This window comes from Streptomyces sp. AC627_RSS907 (assembly GCF_019049165.1).
This window is the reverse complement of record NZ_JAGMUE010000114.1, coordinates 40309-58626: the sequence shown is the minus strand read 5'-3', so window position 1 is coordinate 58626 and position 18318 is coordinate 40309. Positions and strand designations below refer to the sequence as shown.

18 protein-coding genes are annotated in these 18318 nt (G+C 73.5%); 7 read left to right on the top strand and 11 right to left on the bottom strand.

Annotation, left to right across the window (positions count from 1 at the left end; genetic code table 11):
- Positions 1 to 45: 45 nt before the first annotated feature.
- Together KUM32_RS24745 and KUM32_RS24740 are read left to right on the top strand one after the other, a co-directional pair.
- Positions 46 to 1536 (top strand): FUSC family protein, encoded by a 1491-nt coding sequence (locus KUM32_RS24745; RefSeq protein ID WP_217144152.1) that lies wholly within the window; start codon positions 46 to 48, stop codon positions 1534 to 1536.
- Between the two features lie 159 nt (positions 1537 to 1695).
- Positions 1696 to 2730, top strand: a complete 1035-nt coding sequence (locus KUM32_RS24740) for a lactonase family protein (RefSeq protein WP_217144151.1) — start codon at positions 1696 to 1698, stop codon at positions 2728 to 2730.
- Between the two features lie 391 nt (positions 2731 to 3121).
- Here KUM32_RS24740 and KUM32_RS24735 read toward each other — a convergent pair whose 3' ends face one another.
- From KUM32_RS24735 to KUM32_RS24715, 6 genes are all read right to left on the bottom strand, one after another.
- Positions 3122 to 4045: a sirohydrochlorin chelatase gene (locus KUM32_RS24735; RefSeq protein WP_217144150.1), complete on the bottom strand. Its 924-nt coding sequence runs from the start codon at positions 4043 to 4045 to the stop codon at positions 3122 to 3124.
- Between the two features lie 309 nt (positions 4046 to 4354).
- Entirely contained in the window at positions 4355 to 4489 is a 135-nt protein-coding gene (locus tag KUM32_RS44755; RefSeq protein WP_302185180.1) for a hypothetical protein, read from the bottom strand.
- Positions 4486 to 5163 carry a uracil-DNA glycosylase gene (locus KUM32_RS24730; protein WP_217144149.1) on the bottom strand — a complete coding sequence of 226 codons (678 nt, stop codon included), beginning with the start codon at positions 5161 to 5163 and terminating at the stop codon, positions 4486 to 4488. Before KUM32_RS24730 ends, KUM32_RS44755 begins: the two co-directional genes overlap by 4 nt.
- A gap of 69 nt (positions 5164 to 5232) precedes the next feature.
- On the bottom strand, positions 5233 to 6387 hold the full coding sequence (locus tag KUM32_RS24725) for a sialidase family protein (RefSeq protein WP_217144148.1): 1155 nt from the start codon (positions 6385 to 6387) through the stop codon (positions 5233 to 5235).
- Between the two features lie 243 nt (positions 6388 to 6630).
- The gene (locus KUM32_RS24720) at positions 6631 to 7434 is read right to left on the bottom strand and encodes a pectate lyase (protein WP_217144147.1); all 804 of its coding nucleotides are present in this window, start codon (positions 7432 to 7434) and stop codon (positions 6631 to 6633) included.
- Positions 7435 to 7632: 198 nt separating this feature from the next.
- Complete coding sequence (locus KUM32_RS24715) at positions 7633 to 8712, bottom strand: NADH:flavin oxidoreductase/NADH oxidase (RefSeq protein WP_217144146.1); 1080 nt, start codon at positions 8710 to 8712, stop codon at positions 7633 to 7635.
- A 146-nt stretch (positions 8713 to 8858) separates the two neighbouring features.
- Between KUM32_RS24715 and KUM32_RS24710 the strand changes: the two genes are divergently transcribed.
- A complete protein-coding gene (locus KUM32_RS24710) occupies positions 8859 to 9224 on the top strand; it encodes a helix-turn-helix transcriptional regulator (protein WP_217144145.1) in 366 nt (121 codons plus the stop codon).
- Between the two features lie 236 nt (positions 9225 to 9460).
- Positions 9461 to 9916, top strand: coding sequence for a DUF6214 family protein (locus KUM32_RS24705; protein WP_217144144.1), 456 nt, complete (start codon positions 9461 to 9463; stop codon positions 9914 to 9916).
- Positions 9917 to 9934: 18 nt separating this feature from the next.
- Here the strand turns inward: KUM32_RS24705 and KUM32_RS24700 are convergent, their stop codons facing one another.
- Entirely contained in the window at positions 9935 to 10591 is a 657-nt protein-coding gene (locus KUM32_RS24700; RefSeq protein WP_308408712.1) for a DUF305 domain-containing protein, read from the bottom strand.
- A gap of 191 nt (positions 10592 to 10782) precedes the next feature.
- On the opposite strand from KUM32_RS24700, the gene KUM32_RS24695 reads away from it, so the two are divergent.
- Positions 10783 to 12285, top strand: a complete 1503-nt coding sequence (locus tag KUM32_RS24695) for an LVIVD repeat-containing protein (RefSeq protein ID WP_217144142.1) — start codon at positions 10783 to 10785, stop codon at positions 12283 to 12285.
- Here the strand turns inward: KUM32_RS24695 and KUM32_RS24690 are convergent.
- From KUM32_RS24690 to KUM32_RS24675, 4 genes are all read right to left on the bottom strand, one after another.
- Entirely contained in the window at positions 12273 to 12944 is a 672-nt protein-coding gene (locus KUM32_RS24690) for a TetR/AcrR family transcriptional regulator (RefSeq protein ID WP_217144141.1), read from the bottom strand. The genes KUM32_RS24695 and KUM32_RS24690 overlap by 13 nt on opposite strands.
- Positions 12945 to 13138: 194 nt before the next feature.
- Entirely contained in the window at positions 13139 to 13810 is a 672-nt protein-coding gene (locus tag KUM32_RS24685; RefSeq protein WP_217144140.1) for a phosphatase PAP2 family protein, read from the bottom strand.
- A gap of 441 nt (positions 13811 to 14251) precedes the next feature.
- The gene (locus KUM32_RS24680) at positions 14252 to 15187 is read right to left on the bottom strand and encodes a M56 family metallopeptidase (protein WP_217144139.1); all 936 of its coding nucleotides are present in this window, start codon (positions 15185 to 15187) and stop codon (positions 14252 to 14254) included.
- Between the two features lie 112 nt (positions 15188 to 15299).
- Positions 15300 to 15848, bottom strand: coding sequence for a DUF5134 domain-containing protein (locus KUM32_RS24675; RefSeq protein ID WP_217144138.1), 549 nt, complete (start codon positions 15846 to 15848; stop codon positions 15300 to 15302).
- 188 nt (positions 15849 to 16036) lie between these two features.
- Between KUM32_RS24675 and KUM32_RS24670 the strand changes: the two genes are divergently transcribed.
- Both KUM32_RS24670 and KUM32_RS24665 read left to right on the top strand, forming a co-directional pair.
- The gene (locus KUM32_RS24670; protein WP_217144137.1) at positions 16037 to 17725 is read left to right on the top strand and encodes an FUSC family protein; all 1689 of its coding nucleotides are present in this window, start codon (positions 16037 to 16039) and stop codon (positions 17723 to 17725) included.
- Positions 17722 to 18309 carry a MarR family winged helix-turn-helix transcriptional regulator gene (locus KUM32_RS24665; protein ID WP_217144136.1) on the top strand — a complete coding sequence of 196 codons (588 nt, stop codon included), beginning with the start codon at positions 17722 to 17724 and terminating at the stop codon, positions 18307 to 18309. Before KUM32_RS24670 ends, KUM32_RS24665 begins: the two co-directional genes overlap by 4 nt.
- The last annotated feature ends 9 nt before the right edge of the window (positions 18310 to 18318 follow it).

Below are 18318 nucleotides of genomic sequence, written 5' to 3'. Positions count from 1 at the left end.
ATGACCGGGCGGACGACGACCGGTTCGCGAAGGGGGCGGTGCCTGGTGCTCAAGAGGGTGTTCATGACCCCGGACCCGGGGCGGTCGCGGCTGCGGTTCGCCGCGCGGGCCGTCCTCGGCATCGGCCTGGCCGTCGTCGTCTGCGGCCTGGCGGGGACCTCCCTCGTCGGCGCCGTCACCGGCGGGCTCGCCGCACTGCTCGCGCTGTTCACCGTCACCGACGCCACCGTGCGCGGACAGGCGGTCACCACCGCGTTGCTGCCGGTCGTGGGGCTGCCGGTGCTCGCCGCCGCTGCCGCGCTGCACGACCACCCCGTGGCCCGGGGCCTCGCCTTCCTGGCCGTCGTCGGTGCGGGCGTGTACGCCCGGCGCTGGGGGCCGCGCGGGCACAGCCTCGGCGTGTTCGCGTTCATGACCTTCTTCATCGCCCAGTTCCTGCACGCGACCGGCGACCGACTCCCCGAGATGTACGCCGCCGTCCTGCTGGCCCTGGCCGCCGCCGCGGTGGTGCGCTTCGGCGTGTGGTGCTACGAGCGCCGGCTGCCCGCACCGGTCGTCCCCGCACCGCCCGCCGGCACCGGGCTCGCCCGCATCACCACCCGCCAGGCCGTGCAGGCCACCGCGGGCGCCGGTTTCGCCCTGGTCGCGGGCCAGATGGTGTCCGGCGACCGCTGGTACTGGGCCGTGGGGGCCACCTGGTGGGTCTTCGTCAACACCACCTCGCGCGGCGAGACCCTGGTCCGCGGTTTCCGCCGGGTCCTCGGCACGGTCATCGGCATCGGCCTGGGCTTCCTGATCGCCGTTCCGCTGGCCGGCGCCGCGGTGCCCTCCGCCGTGCTCGCCGCCGCCTGCGTCTTCGGCATCTTCTACACCGCCGCGGTCTCCTACACCTGGATGATGCTCTGCGTCACGCTCCTCGCCGAGCTGCTCTACGGCCTCCTGGGCGTCCTCAGTCCCGGACTGCTCGCCCTGCGCCTCGCCGAGACCGGCGTGGGGGCGCTCGGTGCCGCGCTCGCGGTGCTCCTCGTCCTGCCCGTCACCACGCACGCCGTCAACGACGCCTGGATCCAGCGCGCCCTGCGCTGCGTGCACGCCTGCACCGCCGAGGCCGCCGCCCGCCTGGCCGGGACCGAGAACGCCGATCCGGCGCCGCGGGTGGCCGAACTGGAGCAGCTGCTCGGCCGGGTCCGGCTGTCGCTCGGCCCACTCGTGCACCCGCTGAACCCGATGCTCCACCGCAAGCGGCGCGCCCGCCGCGTGCTCGCCCTGCTCGACGACTGCGCCCGGGAGATCCGTGGCCTGGTCGCCGTCGCCGCCGACCCGGAGGCCTCGCACGACGCCCGCCTGGCCGCCGCCTGCTGGCGTGTGGAGGCCGCGGTCGAGGCGCTCACCGGCGGCGGAGCCGTTCCCGCCCGGGAGGCCGGGCCGCTCGCCGCCGAACCCGCGTTGGCCCACCTCCACGGTCTGGAACGCGCCCTGTCCGAACTCGCCGCGCCCTTGCGGAACCCCTCCCGTCCGCCCCTGGTCGGTGCGTGAGCGGAACGGCCCCACGCCACGTCACCCATTTGGTCTAGACCGGATGTGGTCGACTGCTACCGTCGCTGCGGACAGGACGACCAGGTCGGCGCTCCCCGAGCCGCCGGACCGGGCGGCACGAGGCAGCATGAGCTCGTAGCGGAACGAGAGGGGCCAGTGGTGGCGGACGGCGGCGGGCGGAAGCGGCGGGCGTTCATCGGGTCGTTCACGGCGGCCGGCGGTCCGGGGATCCTGATGGTGACCGTCGCCCCCGACAGCGGCGCGCTCACGGTCGTCAGCGGCACGGACCGCCTGCCCGACCCCTCCTACCTGGCCCTGGCGCCCGACGGGGACACGCTCTACGCCGTCAGTGAGCGGGCCGAGGGCGCGGTGGCCGCCTACCGCGTGACCGGGGACAGACCCGAGCCGGCCGGGCGGCCGGTGCCCGTGAACGGCGACGGACCGACCCATCTGAGCCTGTACGCCGGGCACGTCCTGACCGCCAACTACGGCTCCGGCAGCGTCACCGCCGTGCCGGTCCGCGCCGACGGCACCCTCGCCCGCACACCGTCGGGCGTCCTCCAGCACACCGGATCGGGCCCGCACGCCCAACGGCAGCAGGGGCCGCACGCCCACCAGGTGCAGCCCGACCCGAGCGGGCGGTGGGCCGTCAGCGTGGACCTCGGCACCGACTCCGTGCGGGTCTGCCGCCTGACGGACGGCGTCCTCGTCGTGCACCGGGAGGTCGCGCTGCGCCCCGGCTCGGGGCCGCGGCACCTGGCCTTCCATCCCGACGGCTCCCACGCCTACGTGGTCAACGAGCTGGCGCCCGCCGTCACCGTCTGCCGCTGGGACGCCGCCGACGGCGTGCTGCAGCCCCTCACCGAGGTGCCGGTGCTGGCCGGGGTCCCGGCCGGCGACGCCTACCCGTCCGGCATCGTGGTCTCGCCCGACGGCCGCTTCGTGTGGACCGCGACCCGGGGCGAGGACGTCCTGTCCGTGTTCGAGGTGGTGCCGGACGGACTGCGCCTCTTCGGGACGGTGCCCTGCGGCGGACACTGGCCGCGGGCCATCGCCGCGTCGGACGGTTTCCTGTACGTGGCGAACGAGCGCTCCGGTGACGTGACCTGGTTCGCACTGGACCCGCAGACCGGCGTGCCCCGGCACGGCGGCTCACTCGCGGTACCCGCGGCATCCTGCGTGATCTTCGGCTGACCCGGCGCCGTCCCGCACGCCTGGCGTACGGCCTGTCTGCGCGGCGCAGCACGGCGCCATGATCGTGCCGGTGGGGGCTTGCCCGGCCCCGGGGCTTGTGGCCGCGGGCTCCGTGCCCCGGCGGCGCCCGGCACGCCCGGCGCAGGGCTCGTCCGCCCCCACGCCGCAGGACGCCAGGATCGGTCCGGTTCCCGTGCCGGTGGGCTCGGTGGGTGCCAGGGCCTGTGGCTCACGGACGGGCGGGGTTGCGCCTGCCCCGGCGGCGTCCCGCACGGCTGACGGCAAGGACCGCCCGGTCGCGCGTCGCGCACGGCGCGGCCAAGGGCCCGCTCCCCGTACCGCGGAGCGGGCCCTTCCGGTCGTGCGTGCGACCTCGTGTGCGCTCCGCGGCTCAGTGAACCGGTGCGCCCTGCGGCTGCTGGGGCGAGATGCCGAGCGCCGTCGTGTACTTCGCCAGCGTCAGCTTCCCGATCGCGGGGTAGGGGCCGAGCGGCTCGGCGCTGGAGCAGCCCGCCTCCTTGGCCGCCTCCTCCAGCAGGCTCGCCTCGATCTCCGGACCGATCAGGTACGGGGCGAGCGCCAGCTGCTGCGAGCCCGAGGACCGCAGCTGCTCGGCCACGGACGCGATGGAGCCCTCCTCGTCCAGGGCCGCCGCCATCACCGGGACGGCGAGGCGCGCGGCGAGCAGCATGCCGGTGATCCCGGCCGCCTGGACGGCCTCGTCACCGCCCACGGAGGCCAGGATGATGCCGTCCGCGGCGGTCGCCACGGTGAACAGGCGGGCGCGGTCGGCGCGGGCCAGTCCGGCCTCGGAGAGCCGCACGTGCAGCGCCTCGGCGAGCAGCGGGTGCGGGCCGAGCACGTCGGTCAGCTCGGCCGCGATCCTGCTGTCCATGACGGCCTGCCGGATCCGGCGCAGCAGCGCGCCGTCCGGACCGGCGAGCAGCGGCACGACGACGGCGACGGGGCCCTCCGGCTCCTTCACGTCCACCCCGGCGGCCTGCGCCTGCTCGTAGCGGGCGGTGCGCTCCTCGGCGGCATGCACGAGGACGGTCGACAGGGAGAAGAACTCCTCGTCGTCCCCGTCGAGCCAGCCGATCCGGGCGTCGAGGCCGGGCAGCTCGGAGCGGGCGATGCTGATGACCTCTTCGGCGAGGCCGCGGGTGGCGCTACTGGGCGTGCCCGGCACGGCGAGGACGAGCGCGGGCGCGCCCTCGGGAGCCACCAGGGGTTCGGGACGGCGGTGCCGTCCGGGCTGGCGGGGGCGCGGCATTCGTACTGGCAGGCCGGACGCGGGCCCAGTGGAGGAGCTCATGGCGCCGCATGTTACTGGTTTCCCGGGTTTCCCTGTTCGGGGAGGGTGCAGGTGAGCGTTATCCGTCCGGTTTTGTCGGATGAGTGATGTACGGATCGGCCGACATCGGCACGATTCACCTCGTTGGTGGACCGATTCTCAGCCGCCGGGCACAGTCGTCACCCGGGAGGGTGAGCGAGCCGGTGACCAGGTCGGTCGCGACGCCGACGGAGCCGTGCCGCGGGTCACCCTCCGCGGCCGTCCGCCGAGCGTGCGCGAGCCGCTCGGCCGGCTCCTCCTCCAGCGGCACGACGAGGGCGTCGCCCGACTTCAGCGGGCCCCGGTGACCGCGACGCGGGGCTCGCCGCCGGGCGGGCGGAGCGCGGCGACGGAGTCGGCCATGTGCGGGGCGGCCCGCGGAACGTCCGCGGCGCCGGGGCCCACCGCCACGAAGCCGACGCTCACGGCAGGCGCCAGTCGACCGGCTGACCTCCCAGTCGCATCAGCAGGTCGTTGGCCCGGCTGAACGGACGGGAGCCGAAGAAGCCGCGGTCGGCCGACATCGGGGACGGGTGCGCGGACTCCACGACCGGCAGGTCCCCGAGCAGCGGGCGCAGGTTGCGGGCGTCGCGGCCCCACAGGATGGACACCATCGGCTTGCCGCGCGCGGCCAAGGCGCGAATCGCCTGCTCGGTGACCTCCTCCCAGCCCTTGCCGCGGTGGGCTGCGGGCTTGCGCGGGGCCGTGGTGAGCGCCCTGTTGAGCAGCAGCACGCCCTGCCGGGTCCACGGGGTCAGGTCCCCGTTGGAGGGCTGCGGCAGGTTCAGGTCGGTGTTCAGCTCCCGGAAGATGTTGATGAGGCTGCCGGGCAGCGGACGCACGTCGGGCGCGACCGAGAACGACAGCCCCACCGCGTGTCCCGGGGTCGGATACGGGTCCTGTCCGACGATCAGGACGCGGACGTCGTCGAAGGGCTGCTGGAAGGCCCGCAGGACGTTCGCTCCGGCCGGGAGATAGGTGCGTCCGGCGGCGATCTCCGCGCGCAGGAACTCACCCATCGAGGTGATCCGCCCGGCGACGGGTTCCAGGGCCTTCGCCCAGCCCGCTTCGACGATTTCATGCAAGGGTCGTGGTGCCACGGGCGTCACCCTACTGCCGTACGGGTGGCGCCGATCAACCGGTGGCCAGGGCCGGACCCCCTGCCCGGCTCATCCGACGACCGCGGCCCGCACGCACAGCACGTCCGGCAGGTGCGAGGCCAACTGCTGCCAGCTGTCACCGTCGTCGGCCGACGCGAACACCTCGCCGTTGCGGTTGCCGAAGTACACGCCCGCCCGGTCCGCGTCGTCGGTGGACAGCGCGTCGCGCAGCACCGTGCCGTAGTGGTCCTCCTGGGGCAGTCCCGTCGAGAGCGGCTCCCAGCTCCTGCCCGCGTCCGCCGTGCGGAAGACCCGACACCGGCGACCGGCCGGAACGCGGTCCGAGTCGGCGTTGATCGGGAAGACGTACGCCGTGTCGCCGCGGTGCGGATGGGCGGCCACCGCGAAACCGAACGTGGACGGCAACCCCGCGCCGATGTCCGTCCAGTGCGCGCCGGCGTCGTCGCTGCGGTACACGCCCCAGTGGTTCTGCAGGTACAGCCGGTCCGGCGTCGCCGCGTCCCGCGCGACCTTGTGCACGCACTGGCCGAACTCCGGGTCGGGGTCCGGCAGGAACACCGCGGAGACACCGGAGTTGGACGGTGCCCAGCTCTCGCCGCCGTCGGCCGTGCGGAACACTCCCGCCGCCGAGACGGCGACCGTCACCGACCGCGGGTCCCGCTCGTCGGTGAGGACGGTGTGCAGCCCCTCGCCGCCGCCACCCGGCACCCACTGCGACCGCGTGGGGTGCTCCCACAGGGGGCGGATCAGCTCGAAACTCTCGCCGCGGTCCTCCGAGCGGTACAGCGCGGCCGGTTCCGTGCCCGCGTAGACCACGTCCGGCTCCGCGGCGGCCGGGTGCAGCTGCCACACCCGCTCCAGCGAAGCACCCGTCTCCTCGGGGAACCTGACGGCCGGTGTGCTCGGTTCGGTCCAGGTCCGCCCCAGGTCGTCGGAGTGGAACACCGACGGGCCCCAGTGCGCGCTGTCACCGCCGGCCAGCAGCCGCGGGGTGTCGCGCCGGGTGTCGAGGGCGACCGAGTACACGGCCTGTGCGTTGAAGCAGGGACTTTCGTCGAACTCCCAGGTGCCACCCCGCCGGCGCCCGATGAACAGGCCCTTGCGGGTGCCCACGGCGAGCAGTACCTCGGTCATGCCGATCACCTCCGCGACGTCGTCGTCGACGCCTTTGTCTCGGACACCGGCCAGTCTGCACCCAGGCACTGACAGTCACCCCGGGGAAGCCCTTCGTCGCAGGTCAAGACGGCGAGGCCGCCTCCGCTCGGTCGGCTCCGCTCGGTCGGCTCCCGTCCCGCATCACCCGCTCCCGGACGCCGGGACCGGCCCCGTCCGGCAGCGTGGGTGACGCGCCCGCCGGCCCCGAGCCCCTCCCGGGAGGCCGGACAGGTCCGGGCGCGGGACGCCCGGACCTGACGCGACGGGGATCACCCCTGGCTCACGCGTGCGTCACTTGTAGGTGATGTCGGACGACGCGTACTTGCAGTGCGTACCGTCGGCGCCGGAGCCGTTCGAGTCGGGCTCGTCGCCGTCGTCGTTGCCGATGTACTTCTGGCACGGGACGATCTTCTTGCTGCTGTCCCCGACGATCGTGATGTTGCGCAGGGTCGCGCTGTCGCCGTAGTTGGTGTTGATCCCGGCGATCCGGCTGCCCTTCCAGGTCACCTCGATGGTGTCGAGGTTGATCGTCCGCTTGTACTGCGTGGAGCAGTTGCCGCAGGAGCGGACGAAGGTGCCGAAGTTCTTGACGGCGAAGCCGGAGACGTTCAGTGTGCCGGCGCCGTTGAACTGGAACACCTTGTCGCTGGCTTCCTTCGCGCCTCCGCCGGAGACGGTGTAGACGTTCGACGACGAGGAGCCGCGGAAGGTGGCGGCGTCCTCGCCGACGTCCTCCCACCAGACGTTCTGCAGGGTGCAACTGCCCTTGCAGTGGATGCCGTCCGCGGCCGGGGCGCCGATGATCACGTTCTTGAGGACGGCGCCGGGGGCCAGTTCGAGGATCGGACCCTGGTCCTCGCCCTGGCCGCCGGAGCCGAGGTCGCCGGTGCCGTAGAGGCGCTTCATCCCGTAGTCCTTGGTACCGGAGACCGAGATGGTGGAGGAGACGCCCTGGCTGCCGTTGGGGGTCGGCCAGGTGGCGGCGTGCGCCGACGGAGCCCCGGTGGTCATGAGCATGCCAACAGAGACTCCGAGCGCGGCCAGCGCGCCGGTGGCGGCCCGTCGCCGCGCTCGTGGCCGTGTCGCAGCAGTCATGTTCTGATCCCTTCCGTAGGGAGTGGGGGTGGAACGGAACATGTACGTGAACGCTGTGCGTCAACATGACCATCATCGCGAACGCGGAGGGCCCATGTGGGGGTTCTGGGTGGCCTGCCGCGTTCGCGACGGTCATGCTGATGAACGGACCGTAGAGGGCAAGCGCTTTCTAGTCAACGCTTTGCGCGAGGTGCCGTCTCACATCGCCCAGCCGTACTGGTCCGGCATGCGGACCTCGGCACCCAGTTCCCGGGCGGCGTGCTGGGCCCAGGACGGGTTGCGCAGCAGCTCGCGGCCCAGCAGCACCGCGTCGGCCTCGCCGTTGGCCAGGATCTTCTCGGCCTGCTCGATCTCGGTGATCAGCCCGACGGCGGCGACCGGCAGCGCGGTGTCGGACTTCACGCGTGCGGCGAACGGGACCTGGTAGCCGGGCCCGGTCGGGATCCGGACGCGGGGGACGTTGCCGCCGGTGGAGACGTCGAGGAGGTCGACGCCGTGGGCCCGCAGGTCGCGGGCGAGGCGGACGGTGTCGTCGGGCGTCCAGCCGCCGTCCTCCAGCCAGTCGGTCGCCGAGACGCGGAAGAACAGCGGCTTGCCCTCGGGCCACACCTCGCGCACGGCGTCGACGACCTCCAGCGCGAACCGGGTCCGGTTCTCGTACGAGCCGCCGTAGGCGTCGGTGCGGTGGTTGGAGTGCGGCGACAGGAACTCGTGGATCAGGTAGCCGTGGGCGCCATGGATCTCGACGATCTCGAAACCGGCGGCGAGGGCCCGGCGCGCGGCGTCGGCGAACTGGCCGACGATCTCCTGGATCTGCTCGACGGTCAGCTCGGTCGGCACCGGGTGGCGCTCGTCGAAGGCGTCAGCGCTCGGGGCCAGCGGCTGCCAGCCGTGCGCCTCCGGGCCCACCGGGGCCCCGCCCTTCCACGGCTGCGCCGTCGACGCCTTGCGGCCCGCGTGGGCGAGCTGGACCGCCGGAACCGTGCCCTGCGACCGCAGGAAGCCCGTGATCCGGCGGAACGCCTCGACCTGGGTGTCGTTCCACAGGCCGAGGTCCTGCGGGGAGATGCGGGCTTCCGGGGACACCCCGGTGGCCTCGACGATGATCAGGCCGGTCCCGCCCACCGCGCGTGCACCGTAGTGAGCGAAGTGCCAGTCGCCGGGAACGCCGGCCGACGGGCCCTCCGGAGCGGCGGAGTACTGGCACATGGGCGGCATCCAGATCCGGTTCGGGATCGTGGTGTCACGCAGTCGGAGAGGCTGGAAGAGGGCGCTCATGGTGGGCTGCTCCCTTGGTCGAGGGCGGGACGGAACAGCTCGTACGATAGCTCTCGTAGTACGGTGGATGTCAAACTACGATGTCCTTCGTACAATGCAGGGACCCCTCCTGAACGGTGGGACCCTCCCGGACGACTGGAGCCGCCGTGACCCCCGCCACCACTGCCGCACCCGGCACCCGCGACCTGCCGCACCCGGCGCGCGAGGAGATCCGCCTGGAGGGCGTGCTGCACGCGCTGTCCGATCCGTTGCGGCTGCGGATCGTGCGGGACCTCGCCGCCGACAGCGACGAGCTCTTCTCCTGCTCCTACTTCGACCTGCCCGTCACCAAGTCCACCTCCACGCACCACTTCCGGGTGCTGCGCGAGAGCGGAGTGATCCGGCAGACCTACCGGGGCACGGCCAAGATGAACGGGCTGCGCAGGGCGGACCTGGACGCCCTCTTCCCCGGCCTGCTCGACGCCCTCCTGGCCGCCGCCGACCGCCAGGCCGCCCGGCTCGGCACCGGCTGACGGGACTCGGCCGCACTCGGCTCGCCGTCCGGCGCCGGTTCCACCGGTGGAGAGGGGGCCCTGGCGGTCGCGGCGTCCCACCGCTTCCGCTCGGCTGACAGGGTGCCGTGCGCGGCGAACGGTGCGTGTTCCGGTCGGACGGGTTGTGATCGTGCGGATACGTTACGTGTGTGCTCGAAGCATCCTTCGTTGATCGTTCTCTTCAGCTTTCCGACCGCTGTCCGGACGACGGTGAGATGTCCGTGCGGCACGACTGGGTGGTGCGCGAAGGCGGCACCACCACCTCGTGGTTCGACGTCCGGCTGACCTTCACCGACGGCGCACGGGTGGAGGCGCTTGCCGTGCTGTCCGGGGACGGCGTCCGGATCGAGGACGTACGGGCGAGGCCGCCCCTGTCCCTCGACGACCTGGCGGTCCTCGCCGACTGGCTGGAGACCCCGCTGTTCGAGGCCTGTGTGCGGGACTCCCCGGGTGCCGCACCGGCCACGCCGAGGCGGGCCCGGCCCGAGTGGCCGCGCGGCAGGGAGGGGTGCCGGCTGGCCGCGCAGGAGTACCGGGCGGCCCGGGAGCAGGGTGCCGACCCTGTGCTCGCGGTGATGCGCGTGACGGGGCACAGCCGGCGGAAGTCGCTCAGGCTGATCGGCCAGGCGCGCGACGAGGGCTTCCTGACCCCGCGCCGCGCCCGGCGCTGAGCTGCCGCGGAACACCCGTCACAGCATCGTGCGCATCCGGGAGATCTCGCTGGTCTGCTGGGCGACCACGTCGTCGGCCATCTCCTCGATCTGCACGTTGTTGCCGTGCGACTTCACCTCCGTGGCCATGGTGATCGCGCCCTCGTGGTGAGTGATCATCAGCGTGAGGAAGAGCTGGTCGAAGGCCTCGCCCTCCGTCGCACGCAGCTCGTCGAGCTGTGCCCGCGTCGCCATCCCGGGCATCGCGGCGTGGTCGTGCCCGCCGTCGCTCTCCTTCTCTCCGTGGGTCTTCAGCCAGCCCCGCATCGCCGCGATCTCCGGGCCCTGCGCGGCGGCGATCCGTTCGGCGAGTTTTCTGACCTTGCCGGATTCGGCGTGCTCCGGCACGAGTTCGGTCATCTCCAGCGCCTGGGCGTGGTGCTGGATCATCATGCGCGCGTAGGAGACGTCCGCCGAGTTGGGGGAGTCGTCGTCGGCGCGCTGTTTCTCGGCGTCCTCGGCGGACAGCGTCCGGTTGCCCTCCCCCGGCTTGCCCGGGGCGATCACCGAAGGCCCGGCGGCGGACGCCGGCCCGGTGTCCGAACCGGAGTCGCAGGCCCCGAGCCCGAACACGGCCAGCGCGGTCAGCGAGGCGGTGACGAGCGAAGCGCGGGTCGACCGGGGGCGAAGGGACACAACGACCTCCTGGGGCAGGCGGGATGGGGGACACGTCGTGAGTGCCATGACCGTCCTAGCACGCTTCCGTGCGTCAGTGATCAAAAAACTTCATTGCGTGTTTGTTGCCCCCTGTTGGTATGAGCATGGCGAAGACGATACTGCGGGGTGCGTGAACCGTTCCGAAGGGAACGGACGCAGGGAGGAACACCGTGATCCTGTTCAACGACCCGCGAACACGGCGCAGACGCCTGGGAGTCGCGGCTGCCGCCGCAGGCCTTCTGTCCGCGCTGCTGACAGCCGGTCCGGCCATGGCGACCCCCGACCCGGGGGACGCTCCGGCCACGTCGAAGGAGGTGTCCGGGAGTGCGCGCGCCGAGGTGCGCGAGGCCATCGCGAGCGGTGAGATACCCGGCCAGGACGAGATAGTCCACTCCGGCAACATCGAGCACCTGGCCAACATCCCCAAGGACGTGCTCCCCGGCACCAACTCGGACCTGGCCTTCCAGGGCCGGTACGCCTTCGCCGGCAACTACGACGGCTTCCGCGTCTTCGACATCAGCAACCCGAAGAAGCCGAAGACCGTCGCCCAGGTGCTGTGTCCCGGTTCGCAGAACGACGTCTCCGTCTCCGGTGACCTGCTGTTCCTGTCGACCGACTCGTCGCGCAGCGACAGCAGTTGCAACAGCACCACGCAGCCCGCGACGGAGAAGTCCTCGTGGGAGGGCATGAAGGTCTTCGACATCAGCGACAAGCGCAACCCGAAGTACGTCGCCGCCGTCGAGACCGCCTGCGGCTCGCACACCCACACGCTGGTGCCCGAGCGCAAGAACGTCTACGTCTACGTCTCCTCGTACTCGCCGAACGCCGCCTACCCCGACTGCCGGCCGCCGCACGACGGGATCTCCGTCATCAAGGTGCCCCGCGAGGCCCCCGAGAAGGCGGCCGTCGTGGGCTTCCCGGTGCTGTTCCCCGGTGAGGGGCCGGACGGCGGCGGCAACCCGGGCGGTCCCATCAACCCGGGCGTCTCCAAGACCACCGGCTGCCACGACATCACGGTCCTGCCCTCGAAGGACCTGGCCGCGGGCGCCTGCATGGGCGACGGCATCCTGTTCTCCATCAAGGACCCGGAGCGTCCGAAGGTCATCGACCGGGTGCAGGACAACGTCAACTTCGCGTTCTGGCACTCGGCGACCTTCAACCAGGCGACGAACAAGGTCGTCTTCACCGACGAGCTGGGCGGCGGCGGTGCCGCCACCTGCAACGCGGAGATCGGCCCGAACCGTGGCGCCGACGGCATCTACGACATCGTCGGCAAGGGCGACCACCGCAAGCTGGTCTTCCGCAGCTACTTCAAGATCCCCCGCCACCAGGCGGACACCGAGAACTGCGTGGCCCACAACGGCTCGCTGATCCCGGTCAAGGGACGGGACATCATGGTCCAGGCCTGGTACCAGGGTGGCATCTCCGTCTGGGAGTTCACCGACTCCTCGCGCCCCAGGGAGATCGCCTACTTCGAGCGTGGCCCGCTGAGCACGGACGGCCTCACCAGCGGCGGTTCCTGGTCGGCGTACTACTACAACGGCTACATCTACTCGAACGACATGGCCAAGGGCTTCGACGTCCTCAAGCTGAACGACCGGCGCACCGACCCGGCCAAGCGGGTTCACCTGCGCGAGCTCAACGTGCAGACCCAGCCGGACTACTTCGACTGATCGGGCACGCCGGTCGCGAAGAACCGTGACAGGTCGGCCTCGCACCTCGTCCCGCCGGGCGCCTCGGCGTCCGGCGGGACACCCCGCTCCCACTCCAGCCGGTAGCGCTTGAACAGCTCGGCGCGCAGCACCGGCACGGGCATCGGCACGCCCGGCACCAGAGCGGCGAAGACGGCACCCATCAGCAGCGCGCGCAGCATCGGGTAGTCGCGGTCGACGTCCGACGAGCCGTGCCGGGCCACCGTGTCCCGCAGCAGCTCCGCGAGCCGCCGTTGTTCCGGGCACGGCACGAAGCCCTCGGCCTGGAGCAGGCCCGCCATGTGCTGGCGCATGAGCACCGGCCGGTCCCGGGCCAGGCCCAGGATCGCGTCGATGGCCCGCGCCATCCGCTCCGGACCCTCCACGGTGCGCGGCTCGCGCTCCAGCGCCTCCTCCAGTGTGCGGTGCATCAGCCGGTGCACGGCGGACTGCACGAGCTGCCGCTTGCCGGGGAAGTAGTACGAGACCAGACCACGGGCCGAGCCCGCCCGGTCGGCGATGTCGCCCAGCGTGGTGGCGTCGTAACCGTGCTCGCCCACCAGCTCCACGGCGGCCTGCAGGAGCCGCTCCTTCGAACGTCTCCGCAACTCTTCATTGACCGAGGCGCTGCGCGGGGACATGCTGTACTCCTGCGTTGACTGGCTGCCAGCCAACTATACTCAGCGCAGGCGGACGGGCCCCAGGGGTCCGGTCCGGCCACCGTCTGCCTCGGGCGACACGGGGGATCGTCCGAGGCGGACGGCCACCACGGCTGGTTGCCTCGGGCTACGTCCCTCCGCCGGCGCCCGGAGCGCGACTCCCGACGCCGCCCCGCTCACAGGTGCCGGCGCCGGTGCACCAGCACCGCGAGCGCCACCACCAGGGCGCCCAGGAGCCAGCCGCCGCCGACGTCCGTGGCCCAGTGGACGCCGAGCCACACCCGGGTCGCCCCGACGCCGGCCATGGAGACCACGGCCACGGCCAGCGCGGTCAGGTACAGGCCGCGGGCGGCGCCGTAGTGATGGAGCAGCCACACCAGCAGCCCGCACACGACCGTGGCGGTCATGGCGTGGCCGGACGGGAACGCGGCGTAGCGCGCGGAGTCCACGGGGTCGGGCCAGACGGGGCGGGGCCGGTCCACCGCCGCCTTCAGCGCCTGCTGCAACAGGCTGCCCAGCAGGCAGGTCGTCCCCAGCCACACGGCCGTCCACCGGTCCTCGCGCCGCCACCACAGCCACACGACCACCGCCGCGCACAGCAGACGCATCGTCCACGGGTCCCACACCCAGTCGGTGAGGATGCGCATGGCCTGCGTGATGCCCGGTTCGTCGACCGCCCAGCGGTGCGTCGTCACGGCGATGTCGTCGTCCAGGCCGGTCAACGGGCGCCAATCGACGGCGACCAGGGCGAGCAGCAGCGCGGAGCACGCCGCCAGGGCCCAGGTGAGGCGGAGGGTGGTGCGGGAACGCGGCGGTGTGGGCGGGGAGTCGACAGGCGGCGTCTGCATGCTGCGATACTCGCCGAACCGGAGGGCTCGGGGCCAATCCCCGCGACGACGGTCCGCCGAGGGTTCGTGCCGCGCCGGCAGCCGCCGCGGGCTGCCGGACGAGTGCGTGGTGTCCGCGAGCCCGGATTGCCGAGAGCCCGTGTCGAGTCCTCGGCTGCGGGCCGTGACGGCGGTCGGCGTGCTTGCTGCCGCGGGCTGCCGGGGGTGTGTCGTGTCAGTGAGCCCGGGGTGTCGACGGTTCGCGCCGGGCTCCCAGCCCGGGCCGCCAAGTCGCTCACGGCGGCCGCGGCCCGGCTGGGCAGGGTGTTCGCGGCGGCCGCGGCCCGGCTGGGCGAGGTGTTCGCGGCGGCCGCGGCCCGGCTCGGCGGGGTGCTCGCGGCAGCCGAGCCGGGCCGCGGCCGGCAGGGTGTTCGCGGAGCCGCGGCCTCGTCCGGCAGGGGGCTACGCCAGTGCCCGCAGTCCCGGTCCGAACGCCACCAGAACCGGTACCACCGGGACCAGCGAGGCAGCCGCCGTCAGCCGTAGCCGCCGGGCCGCCGGCAGCCGGCCCGGCGCGGTGAGCAGCCGGTGCACCCGCTGCGGGACATGGGCCTGCGCGGTGGGGCACGGGCCGAACGCCCCGCGGTCCTCGTTGAGTTCGACCAGCGCCAGGGCGGTCGTCAGCCGGCCGACGCGACGGGAGGCCACGTCGTCGGCGGCGAGCTCGACCAGGCGGTGCATCTCGTCGCGGAACGCGGCGAAGACCGGAACCCGCACGAACCCGTCCGCCAGCGCGGCCGAGCAGTGCAGCAGCCAGTCGTGCCGCGCCTGCGCGTGCCCCTGTTCGTGGGCGAGGACCGCGTCCAGTTGCCGGCCCTTGAGGCGGCGCAACGCGGCGGTGGTGACGACCAACCGTGGGGGAGTGCCGGGCAGCCACCAGGCGTCGGGCCGCTCACCCTCCAGGATGACGAGCCGGTCGGCCCCGGGCGTCTCGCCGGGCAACGCCGGGGCGCGCAGCAGGAGTTCGGCCCGTCGCCGCGCACGCCGGGCCCGTGCCCGGACGACCTCCCGGGCCAGCATCGCGACGCTCCACAGTCCGGCGCAGGCCAGGGTGACGGCGGTCGTGTCCGCCCACGGGCCGGACGTGCCGAGCGCGTAGGCCTCGACGACCGGGTGTGGCGCCGTCGCGAAGACGTGTCCGCCCACCGCGTGCCAGGCCGCCGCCGCGCTGAGCGTCATCGACAGCGCGCAGCACACGAGAACGGCCGCGACCACGCACTGCCACACCCACAGGGCGACCACCGGTTCGCGGTCCGGCCAGTCGGCCCGGGCGAGCAGCCTGGGGCCGAGGACGGCGGTCAGGGCGCCGAGCAGCAACAGTGCCGCGGGGAGAATCATGGGGGCAGCCTATGAGCGCGGCGGCCTCGGCAGGACGGCCCGCCGCGCAAAGTGACGCAGACAACGGTCGCGTACGGGGTGAGCCGGGCGCGGCACGGGCCGCCGTCGGCGCTCACATGGTGAGCAGCATGGCCAGCATCGCTATCCCCATGGAGAGCCGACAGGCCCGCGCCAGCTCCGGACGGTCGCCCCACCCGGCCGCCGGTCCGCCACCGGCCACGGCGACGACCGGTATCAGTCGCGCACCGGTCAGCAGTACGTAGCCGGTGAAGTAGAGCAGCAGCGCCCCGGTCAGCGCGGGAACTCCGGAGGCGCCGTGCGCGTGCCCGTGGGCGGGGGAGCCCGTCATCACCACCGCCATGTAGACCATGGCGGCGGCCCCGACGAGATGGTGCAGGTGGTGCCGGCCGGACCGCGCCGCCCACAGGGCCCGCAGCCCGGTGGCACCGAACAGCACCGCGTAGGCGGGCCAGACCCAGGCCGGTGGGGTGAACGCCGCCGCGGGCACGGCCATGGCGGCCATGCCGAAACCCATGAGGGCCTCGCCTCCCGCGGCGCGGCGCTGTTCCTCGAGGTTGCTGCGCATCCGCAGCAGGCAGTAGGCGCCGGTGGCCGCGCACAGCGCGACCAGCAGCCACCCGGACGACGCCGATCCGTGCACGCGCGCCTCCTGGCTCGACGTTCGACGGTCGGTCAAGGCCTGCCCGGGCCACGCGGCGCGCACGCGAGCGCAAGGGTGTACACGGGGGGTATTGGGGGGAGCGCGGCGGGTCGCGGCTGGTCGGCGCCGGGACGGGGGTCACATGCGATCCATCTTTTACTGGTAAAACACCTGCTAACATCCATTCCATGAGCAGTGCGACCCCCACCCCCGGCACCTCACTCGGCCGACGTCTGTCCCTGTCCGGCGTGCTGCGCCTGCGCCGCCCCTCCGAGATCTGGTTCAAGCCCGCCCTGAGTGCGGTCGCCGCCGTCGCCCCGCCCAACCTGATCCTGCTGGCGCTGGGCCGGCTCGACCTGGCGATGTACACCATGGCCGGGTCCCTGTGCGCCCTCTACGCGCACAACCGCCCCTACGCCGCGCGGGCCCGCACCCTCGCGTGGGTGGTCCTCGGCATGCTCGGCGGCGTCGCCGTCGCCCTGCTCACCGCCTCGCTCACGCGGAACGCCGTCGTACTCGTCACCGTCGGCGCCCTGCTGGCCGCCGTGCAGAAGGCGCTGTGCGACGCCACCCGCGTCGGCCCGCCGGGCAATGTGGTCCTGACCTTCATCAGCTCCGCCTCCCTGTTCGTCCCGCAGACCCTGGGACAGGTCCCCGGACACCTCGCACTGGGCGCCGCCGCGGGCGCCTGGGCCTGGCTCGTCGGCATGGCACCCGCGCTCCTGCGCCCCCACGGACCGGAACGCCGGGCCACCGCCCAGGCGCTGAACGCCGCCGCCGCGTACGCCGACACCCGTGGCACCGGCGACGGCCACGCCTCCGCCCGCGCCGGCGGGTACGCGGCCGTGCAGGCCGCCTGGCAGGCGCTGCTGTCCCTGCCGGCGACCGGGGCCCGCGCCACCACCCGGCACGCCCTGGAACGCCTCGTGGTCCGCGCCGAGGTCGCGCTCGCCGCGCCCGCCGACACGGACCCGGAGCGGTTGCGCACCTGGGCCCGCGCCCTGCGTGGCACCGGCCGGATCCCGCGCACCGGCGACACCCCGGGGGCCACCGACGAACTCGTCGGCGTGGACGTCGAACTCGCCGCCCGCCCCGCGCCCCTGTGGCGGAGGCTCGGCCCGCTCACCCCGATCGCCGTGCGCACCGCCCTCGGCTGCGCGCTGGCCGGCTACGCCTCCCTCGCGCTCGGCATCGGCCGCCCCTACTGGGCCCTGGTCACCGCCGCCGCGCTGTACCAGGCCAACCTGACCCTGACCTGGGGCCGGGCCGTCCAGCGCGTCGTCGGCAACGTCGCCGGGGTGCTGCTCTTCGCCGCCATCGTCCCGCTCGCCCACCTCGGGCAGGTCCTCCTCGTCCTGTTCTGCGTCGCCCTCAACTTCGGCGCCGAGGCGCTCATCACCCGCAACTACTGGCTCGGCTCCGTCTGCGTGACCCCGATGGCGCTCCTCGTCACCGAGTTCGCCGGCTATCAGGAACCCGGGGAGCTGATCACCGAGCGGGTGGTGGACACCCTGGTCGGCGCCCTGGTCGGCTTCCTGGCCGCCGTGGTCGTCACCAACCGTCGCGCGGGGGACCGGGTCGAACACGCGGTGACCGCCGCCGACCGCGCCCGCGAACGCGCCGCCCGTCTCGTCGCGGAGCCCGCCCCCGACCCCGCCGCCCTGGAGGCCGCCCGCCGGGGCCTGGTCGCCGCGCTGACCGACCTGCGGGCCACCGTCGAGGGGGCGGCCGGTGAGTGGTGGGGGCGTGCCCTGCCCCAGGAGAGGGTCGTGCTCGCCGAGCAGTCGGGACACCGTACGCTCGCCGCAACGGTGCGACGCCAGGCAGCGCGTCCGGACCGGGACACGGGCACGAGAACGGAGGACCTACGGCGATGACCGCGACCGACGGGGGCTCGGCGACCGGGGGCGACGCGAGGGGCGGTGACGCGAGGCGCGGTGACGTGAGGGGAGGAGCGGGCGGGGACACCGTCGCCGCCGTCGTCCGGCAGTGGCGGGCCGTCCGCCCCGACCTCGACACCGGCCCGATGGAGATCATCGGCCGCATCAACCGGTGCGCCGCCCTCCTCCAGCAGGCCGAGGACGCCCCGCTGCGGCGGGCGGGCCTCAGCCGCGCCGAGTTCGACCTGCTCGGCGCGCTGCGTCGCACCGGGCACGAGCTGACCCCCGGGGAACTGGCCCGCGAGACCTTCTCCTCCGGTGCCGCCGTCACCAAGCGCCTCAAGCAGCTCACCGAGCGCGGCCTGGTGGAGCGGCGCGGCGACACCCGCGACCGCCGGGTCGCCCACGTCCGGCTCACGGACGCCGGACGGGACCTCGTCGACGGCATCCTGCCCGACCAGCTTGCCTACGAGTCCGCCGTCCTGTCCGGTGTCGAGCCGGCCGAGCAGGGTGAGCTCGCCGCGCTCCTCGGCCTCCTGCTGGGCCAGCTGGAGGGGCGCCTGGACGCGCTGCGGGTCTGAGGCGGCCTC

What these genes read in the sequence shown, in the direction of transcription:
- KUM32_RS24715 (WP_217144146.1), bottom strand. Translation starts at nt 8,712, where the DNA reads ATGAGCGCCCTCTTCCAGCCTCTCCGACTGCGTGACACCACGATCCCG.
- KUM32_RS24735 (WP_217144150.1), bottom strand. Translation starts at nt 4,045, where the DNA reads ATGAGCTCCTCCACTGGGCCCGCGTCCGGCCTGCCAGTACGAATGCCG.
- KUM32_RS24665 (WP_217144136.1), top strand. Translation starts at nt 17,722, where the DNA reads ATGACCGCGACCGACGGGGGCTCGGCGACCGGGGGCGACGCGAGGGGC.
- KUM32_RS24685 (WP_217144140.1), bottom strand. Translation starts at nt 13,810, where the DNA reads ATGCAGACGCCGCCTGTCGACTCCCCGCCCACACCGCCGCGTTCCCGC.
- KUM32_RS24690 (WP_217144141.1), bottom strand. Translation starts at nt 12,944, where the DNA reads ATGTCCCCGCGCAGCGCCTCGGTCAATGAAGAGTTGCGGAGACGTTCG.
- KUM32_RS24670 (WP_217144137.1), top strand. Translation starts at nt 16,037, where the DNA reads ATGAGCAGTGCGACCCCCACCCCCGGCACCTCACTCGGCCGACGTCTG.
- KUM32_RS24705 (WP_217144144.1), top strand. Translation starts at nt 9,461, where the DNA reads ATGTCCGTGCGGCACGACTGGGTGGTGCGCGAAGGCGGCACCACCACC.
- KUM32_RS24720 (WP_217144147.1), bottom strand. Translation starts at nt 7,434, where the DNA reads ATGACTGCTGCGACACGGCCACGAGCGCGGCGACGGGCCGCCACCGGC.
- KUM32_RS24680 (WP_217144139.1), bottom strand. Translation starts at nt 15,187, where the DNA reads ATGATTCTCCCCGCGGCACTGTTGCTGCTCGGCGCCCTGACCGCCGTC.